8 protein-coding genes are annotated in these 7128 nt (G+C 44.4%); 5 read left to right on the top strand and 3 right to left on the bottom strand.

Translation table 11 applies throughout. From position 1 onward, the window contains the following. Nucleotides 1-84: 84 nt before the first annotated feature. From AC14M5_RS08810 to AC14M5_RS08800, 3 genes are all read right to left on the bottom strand, one after another. Nucleotides 85-747: a hypothetical protein gene (locus AC14M5_RS08810; protein ID WP_484029285.1), complete on the bottom strand. Its 663-nt coding sequence runs from the start codon at nucleotides 745-747 to the stop codon at nucleotides 85-87. Nucleotides 748-838: 91 nt separating this feature from the next. After that, on the bottom strand, nucleotides 839-1105 hold the full coding sequence (locus AC14M5_RS08805) for a glutaredoxin family protein (RefSeq protein WP_484029284.1): 267 nt from the start codon (nucleotides 1103-1105) through the stop codon (nucleotides 839-841). Between the two features lie 21 nt (nucleotides 1106-1126). Continuing rightward, a complete protein-coding gene (locus AC14M5_RS08800) occupies nucleotides 1127-2338 on the bottom strand; it encodes an FAD-dependent oxidoreductase (protein WP_484029283.1) in 1212 nt (403 codons plus the stop codon). Between the two features lie 237 nt (nucleotides 2339-2575). Between AC14M5_RS08800 and AC14M5_RS08795 the strand changes: the two genes are divergently transcribed. The 5 genes from AC14M5_RS08795 to AC14M5_RS08775 all read left to right on the top strand — a co-directional run. Next, complete coding sequence (locus tag AC14M5_RS08795; RefSeq protein WP_484029282.1) at nucleotides 2576-3430, top strand: GGDEF domain-containing protein; 855 nt, start codon at nucleotides 2576-2578, stop codon at nucleotides 3428-3430. Between the two features lie 24 nt (nucleotides 3431-3454). After that, entirely contained in the window at nucleotides 3455-4144 is a 690-nt protein-coding gene (locus tag AC14M5_RS08790; RefSeq protein ID WP_484029281.1) for a sugar transferase, read from the top strand. A gap of 19 nt (nucleotides 4145-4163) precedes the next feature. After that, complete coding sequence (locus tag AC14M5_RS08785; protein WP_484029280.1) at nucleotides 4164-5348, top strand: glycosyltransferase family 4 protein; 1185 nt, start codon at nucleotides 4164-4166, stop codon at nucleotides 5346-5348. A 28-nt stretch (nucleotides 5349-5376) separates the two neighbouring features. Beyond that, nucleotides 5377-6852: a lipopolysaccharide biosynthesis protein gene (locus AC14M5_RS08780; protein WP_484029279.1), complete on the top strand. Its 1476-nt coding sequence runs from the start codon at nucleotides 5377-5379 to the stop codon at nucleotides 6850-6852. A 96-nt stretch (nucleotides 6853-6948) separates the two neighbouring features. Further along, the coding region (locus AC14M5_RS08775) for a hypothetical protein (protein WP_484029278.1) at nucleotides 6949-7128 on the top strand (180 nt) is incomplete at its 3' end.

The raw sequence follows: 7128 nt of genomic DNA, 5'->3' as shown, positions 1-7128 counted from the left end.
ATATTAATTGCGAAACGCTTCTTGCCCGACCTCTAGCCTGCCAGCCCTCTCGCAGCTTTTTCCACACTGACGAAGCTTTCGCGCTTATTGACTGATCGGCTTGATGACATTTACGTCCGAGGGAGTCCCTCCGAAGAGACTGATATCTCTGCACGATTGTTTGTCGATGCGTAACAAAACTGTTTCGTTGGATGAAATATCCACCTGAATGATCGTGTCCACTTTGTACTGCGAGTCAACGGTCAATTTCAAATTAACCTGATATTGTGCGGGTAGATTGTCGACACACCGCTTCTTGTCTGGGTGTTCTCGATCTTCGTCAATGGCACGGAGCAAAGCGCAGGAATTTGGCAGATCAACTGTCCCGTTATTTTTGACCGTCACAAATGCATTGGTCACTTCTCCCATACCGTTCCTAATGTCAAGGCTTGTATTGCAACCAAGAATTTCAACCGCGACAGACTGCAAAGGGAAGGTCGTAAATGTTTGGGACGGTGGAATTGGTTCCGATGTATTGGTTGGTGATGGTGTTTCTGTGTTTACAGGGGTGACGGGAGTCAGCAGAATTATAGTTGGTGTGATTGTTTGAATGGATGGCGGCGGCAGAATTAAAGGTGTTGGTGACACTATACCCGGTGTCTGTGATGGAATTGGCGTCCAGACCGGAAAAGGTTGCGGCGGCACTCCCCATGTGTCGCACGCAGAGAGGGCGAATGCGAGAAAAAACAAGGCGATCATCTTCTTCATACATATATTATACCCCGCTGCAATTATGAATCAAAAGCGAGGATGTTCCCATTTGATCGAACATCCTCGCTTTTGATAGATTCGTGCAAATCTATTTCAGTATCGTTTTTTCTCTTAATTCTTCCCACCTTGGTTCCACAAGCACGGAACCATCGGGGAAAATAATGGTTGGCACACTTCTTAAGCCTTTATTCACATACATGACGAATTCTGTAGCCTCGTCATTATCCTCCAGGCTTACTTTTAAATAATCGATTTTGTTTGCTTCAAAGAATGCTTTTGCCCGGTGGCAGTCAGAGCAATATTCAGTGGTGAACATCGTGATCTGTGCCGGGCGTATATTGTAAAGAATGCTCAAGGGGAATCTCCGAAAAAATATTTAATCACCAAGCGATTTTAGGTATTCGCGAATGGCAAGGGCGGCAGAGGCGCCTTCTCCAACAGCGGCGGCAGCTTGCTTTGTGGCGTCCGCACGCACATCTCCTGCTGCAAATATTCCTGGTACGCTGGTCATCATGCTTTTTGTTTTGATGAACTTGAATTCGTCAAGTTCAGCCTTGTCCTTCAATAGATCGCTGTTAGGGGTAAGCCCGATAAATACAAAGACACCATCATAGTTTAGTGTCTTATTGGTGTTCGAGTTCTTATCCTCCACAAGGACAGCATCGAGTTTGTTTTTTCCCTGCAGTTCTTTGATCTGATGGTTAAGTAATACGTTCATGTTCTCTTTGTTGAATACCTTATCTTGCAATATTTTACTTGCCTTTGGCTTCGGTGTGCTTACAATAATGTCAACTTGGGATGCGAATTTTGTAAGGAAGAGACCTTCTTCAAAACCGCTATTGCCGCCCCCGACCACAAGCACTTTTTTCCCCTTGTAGAATGCCCCATCGCATGTTGCGCAAAAATGGACATTAATACCGATCAATTCATCTTCGCCTGGAATTCCCATGCGGCGATAACGCGCGCCTGTTGCGATAAGCACGACTTTGGAGTGATAATGAGCATTCGCCCCAGTGTGAACTATGTGATATTGACCGTCCTTTTCGATTTCATCGACTTCCTGCGCCTGTAATATTTCCACGCCGAATTTGCGGGCTTGCCGGCTGAGTCGGTCTGAGAATTCCGCGCCTGAGATACCCTCGTCAAAGCCTGGAAAGTTATCCAAGGTCTGGGTAATGCCAGCCTGTCCGCCCAGCCCCGCCTTTTCAATAACCAGAGTTTCCAAACCTTCCCGGGCGAGGTATAGCGCGGCGGTTAACCCTGCTGGCCCGCCTCCAACGATGATCACATCATAGTACTCCTGGTTGGCTTTGGTTTGGAGTCCAAGCTTTTCGGCCAGTTGGACATTACTAGGCTCCGCTAAAATCTCACCATCCGGGAAAATAATTGTTGGGATAATTCTTGCGCCGTTATTAAGTTTCTCCACAAAAGGTACGCCTTCTGAGTGTTCCTCAATGTCGATATTTTCATATTCCACTCGATGTTCCCCGAAGAATTTCTTCGCACGCTTGCAATCCGGACACCATGTGGTACTGTAGATCGTGATTATGGACGGTTTTAGGTCGAAAAGTTTGGGGTTTTTTGTCATGGATCGATTTCCTCGTTGTATTATGGATGGCCATATGGTAGAAGTTCTTACTATTTAAGAGCGATCCAAATTATTGCAGTTTGAAAAGTCTAATATCTTTCACGTTTCATGTTAAAATCATGGTGTTGTTGTTGAAATTTATCTATGACAGATGTATATTATATATGGCACATACGTTAAATTGAAAATAGGATCTTACTAATTACATCACCGCTTCATAATTCGGAGTAATTCTTCATGAGTGACTTAAAGTTGTCGATTACGATTTTGGTGTCTTATATAACCATCGTTTTGGGGATCGCGAACATTGATGCCTTTCAAGAAAGTGTAATCGACTTTGACCCGGTATTTTTTATACTTGTGGCAATCATTGTCTTTTCTGAACTGATTATTTCAGGGAATCTTATTAGGCAGGGAGTCAAATTATCTTACTATATCGTAATCTTATTTTGGATTGTAGTCTATGCGCTCGTTTGGGCCTTTTATTGGAAAAATACCAGACCCATTCAAGTACAATTAATCCAATTATTGCTCGTTACTTTATCTGCCGGACTTGCTTATGATGTAGGGAAGCGGATTGGACAATTAGATAGGACCTTGGATGGCTTGTCTTCTACTGCCTACCCCAACCGTTCCGTTGACATACGCTCTGCCCGTGATGTAATTGCAACTGAAATAACCCGTAGTCGTCGGTACCACCATCCATTATCTATTTTAGCGTTTCGTTTGGACAAACAAAAAGTCAAGGACGGTTGGAAGCATTACGAAGCGCTTGAAAATGATATGCTTGAAAGGTTTACCATTGCTAAAATTAGCCAGATTCTTAGCGAACTTGCGAGAAATACTGATATAGTTTTGCGGGATTCCGACGGACAGTTTGCCATCCTGTGCCCGGAAACTGATGCTAATAATATTTCCATCCTTGCGGAAAGGATACAAGCGGCTGTGGAGGAAGGCCTTAATGCCGAGATAGACTGGGGGAGTGCTGCTTTTCCAGACGAGGCTCTAACCTTCGATGACCTGCTGCAAACAGCCAGGAAACGAATTTCTCAATCTCACATCCAGGCTCGCACTTTGAATACCCTTGATTGAGATTTCATTTATCAGGTCTATTTGATGGCTGGCAGTAATTCACCCCGTAATTTAGAAGCAGACTGGATAAAGAAATTTAACCCAGAAAAGCGATTACTAACTGGAAGTTCTTATTTGGCTGCCAAACGTATCTTTGACATGACATTTGTGTTGATGACCGCACCTCTTTGGATCCCTATAATGTTGCTTACCGCTCTTATTATCCGTTTTACATCGCCTGGTGCTCCGGTCTTATTTGTTCAGCAGAGAACGGGGCGGGGTGGACAACGGTTCCGAATGTTAAAATTCAGATCAATGATACCCAATGCTGATGCACTGGTGGGGAATCTGGCAAAACTTAATTCGCGTGGCGAGCTTGCCGGTCCCTTGAAAATGGAAAACGACCCTCGTGTTACCCGAATTGGTAGGATCTTGCGCAAGACAAGTCTTGATGAATTACCCCAGGTTATAAATGTGTTGAAAGGGGATATGAGTCTGGTTGGCCCCCGTCCAACCTCGTGGAGTTCAAAATCTTATAAATTATGGCAAACCGAACGCCTTGATGTGATGCCAGGTATTACCGGTTTATGGCAACTCTATGGGCGTGGCGGGGAAGAATTTGACGAATGGTTAAAATGGGATATTCGTTATATTGAAAAAAGATCCATATGGTTTGATTTGAAAATATTATTCAAAACCGCCATGGTGGTATTCAGGCAACGCGGAGCGCGGTGATATTTAGCGCCATTTATTAATGGATAATCCTCACATAAAGCTGTTTCCTGAAAATGCGGTGTATTCTAGAGCCCCCCATACGCTTATTGTTGACCTTTCGATACGCTATGGAGGAGCAAGTACAAGGGCGATATCGCTCGCGCAATCCTTATCCCCTTGGGGGAGCATAATTGCAGGAATTGAAAATAGCCCTGTTGTTCAGCTTGCCAGGGAAAAGCAAATACGGGTTAGCATTCTAGGAAAAACTCGTACAGACCCTTTGATACCTTTTCGTTTAGCCAAAACCATTCGCGAGGAGGAAATTCAAGTTGTTGATACCCAAAACATACAATCCAAGTTTTGGACAAGTTTTGGGGTGTTGCTGGTTGATGTTGCTTTTGTTTCAACTTTAAATAGTTCTTACAAGCAGGAGCATGGTAATTCCTGGAAAAGCCGGCTGTATCACGCCATCGATTTATTAACCAATGGAAGTGTGGACAGGTTCATTGCCGTATCGGAGACCGTCCGTAAGGGACTAATGGAAGATGGCGTACCACCTGAATCTATTGAATTGATACGAAGCGCCGTGGATGTTGGGGCATACCCGGACCCCATGAGTATAGATGCATCTCAAATCCGAGAACGGATTGGGATTCCGCGTAATGCAATTCTTTGCTCAATGGTGGGAAGACTTGTCTGGGCAAAAGGGTTTGACGATTTCATTCTGGCCTTTTCACGCGTTGTCAAACAAGTTAAGAATGCCAAAGCAGTTATCATCGGCGATGGCGAGTTGCGGTTATCCTTACAGCGGCAAATTGAAGAACTTGGTTTGCATGATTCCGTTTTTTTGCTGGGCTATCTTGAACGCTCAGCGCTTCTGAATATTCTTTTAGCAAGCGACTTGTATGTGATGTCATCTCGTAGTGAAGGGATACCCTATGCTTTGCTGGAGGCCGCGGCTCTGGGATTGCCGATCGTGTCCACAAATTGTGGGGGCATCCCCGAGGTTGTTACAAATGAGGAAAGCGCACTTCTTGTCCCAGTTGGGGATGTTTCCGCCTTGTGCAATGCGATTGTCACTTTGTGCAAGGATGGAAACCTTGCAAAGGGCATGGGCGAAAAGGCACGCAAAAGGATAGTGCTGGATTATTCGCTCTCTGTTCAGATTGAAATGACAAAAAAAGCATACCTGCGGGCAGTGAGCGGTAGAAAAAATTCCCCGTAAACCATTCTCCTGGATAAATGAGAAAATCATGATTTTAGAAAAAGAAGAAGGAACTTCAGACCTCGCCAATGCTGCTGTAAAGGGCGCGGGTTGGATGTACGCCGCATTTTACAGCGGAAAATTAGTTATCTTTATAAGTACTATTATCCTGGCGCGGTTGCTGACAAAAGTCGATTTCGGTATTGTCGGTTATGCATTGGTAATTATTGGCTTTTTAGATACAGTAAAAGACCTCGGCATTAATGCCGCCTTGATTTATCATAAGGATGACAGGGTGGTTAATACCGCTTTTTGGTTGAATCTTGCTACAGGCACAACGCTCTTTATCCTAATATGGCTCATTGCGCCCTATGTCGGATCCTTTTTTAATGATCCACGTGCAGTGGATGTAACCCGCATATTGGGGCTTAATTTCCCGCTTGGGTCGTTGGGCGCCACTCATGAGGCCTTGTTGGTGAAGGAACTTGCCTTTAACAGGAAATTTATTCCCGAGTTTTTCAAGGCGATTGCCAAGGGATTGGTTTCGATTACGCTTGCGTTTCTTCACTTTGGACCGTGGAGTTTAATCATTGGACAACTGACAGGTACGTTTGTAGCGGCAATTATTTTGTGGGGTATAGTGAAGTGGCGTCCTGATTTTTCGTTCAGCTTTGTTTTCGCCCGCTCACTGCTGAATTTCGGACTGTCCATGGTTGCAATGAATATTATCAGCGTAATTGCTCAGGACGTTGATTATCTTCTTATTGGACGTTACCTGGGAGCAGAATCGATGGGCATATATTCCCTTGCATTTCGAATACCGGAGCTCGTTATTCTTCAATTTTGCGCCACGGTTGCAAATGTAATATTTCCGATTTTTACCAAAATCAGGGATAATGAGGAAGCATTACGCGTTGGTTTTCTTGAAACTGCCCGCTATGTCGCCTTGTTTACCACTCCGATCGGGCTAGGGATGGCCCTGTTGGCAGAGCCTTTTGTCCTAACTTTGTTTGGAGAGAAATGGCTTGAAGCTGCGCCGGTTATGCGCGCCATTGCTATCTATTCCTTTTTTATATCCCTTGGTTTTAATGCTGGCGATGTTTACAAGGCCCAGGGCAGGCCCATATTATTAACTTATATCTCGATCTTACAGGTTATTATCCTGGCACCTTTGATGTATTGGGCGGTTACAGTGCCGGCAAATATTATTACAGCCGCCTGGGTGCAGGTCTTTGTGTCATTTGTGATATGTACCGTCTATCTGGCAGTTGCACTTCGAATGCTCAAGATTTCATTTGGTAGATTATTTGAAGCCTTGAAAACGCCCATGCTGCCTGCCTTGATCATGGTTATGGCTGTTCTGTCAGTCATGTACGTCTCGTCTGAGTGGGTGACCTGGTTGCAATTGTTATTGGGAATTATCGCTGGCGGAAGTGTTTACTTGCTGGTCTTATATTGGCTTGAACGAGTCGTTGTTGTTCAGGCGTTACAGATTTTAGGTGGAATATTAAAAAGGCAAAAATGATCATTGAGAAAGGCGTGTATCGTTAGCGTCATAAGAGAACAGATTCAGGCAATTTGTGAGATCGATTTGGTACTTCGCAGATCAGGATAAATTCTTATGAGAATCCTCATAATGCTAAGCAGTATCGCAATGGGTGGTGGAGAACGTAATATAGTTTCGGTTATCCCTTATTTCAAGAGAGCCGGGGTGGATGTTCTCTTGTGTACCTTAAATAAACGACGTGACAGCCCATTAGCTGATGTCTTTTCACGTACGGGCATTGAGCGTTTTAATCTT

It is taken from the genome of Candidatus Villigracilis sp. (assembly GCF_057083605.1).
The sequence above is the reverse complement of the archived record's forward strand: the minus strand, read 5'-3'. Positions and strand labels throughout refer to the sequence as shown.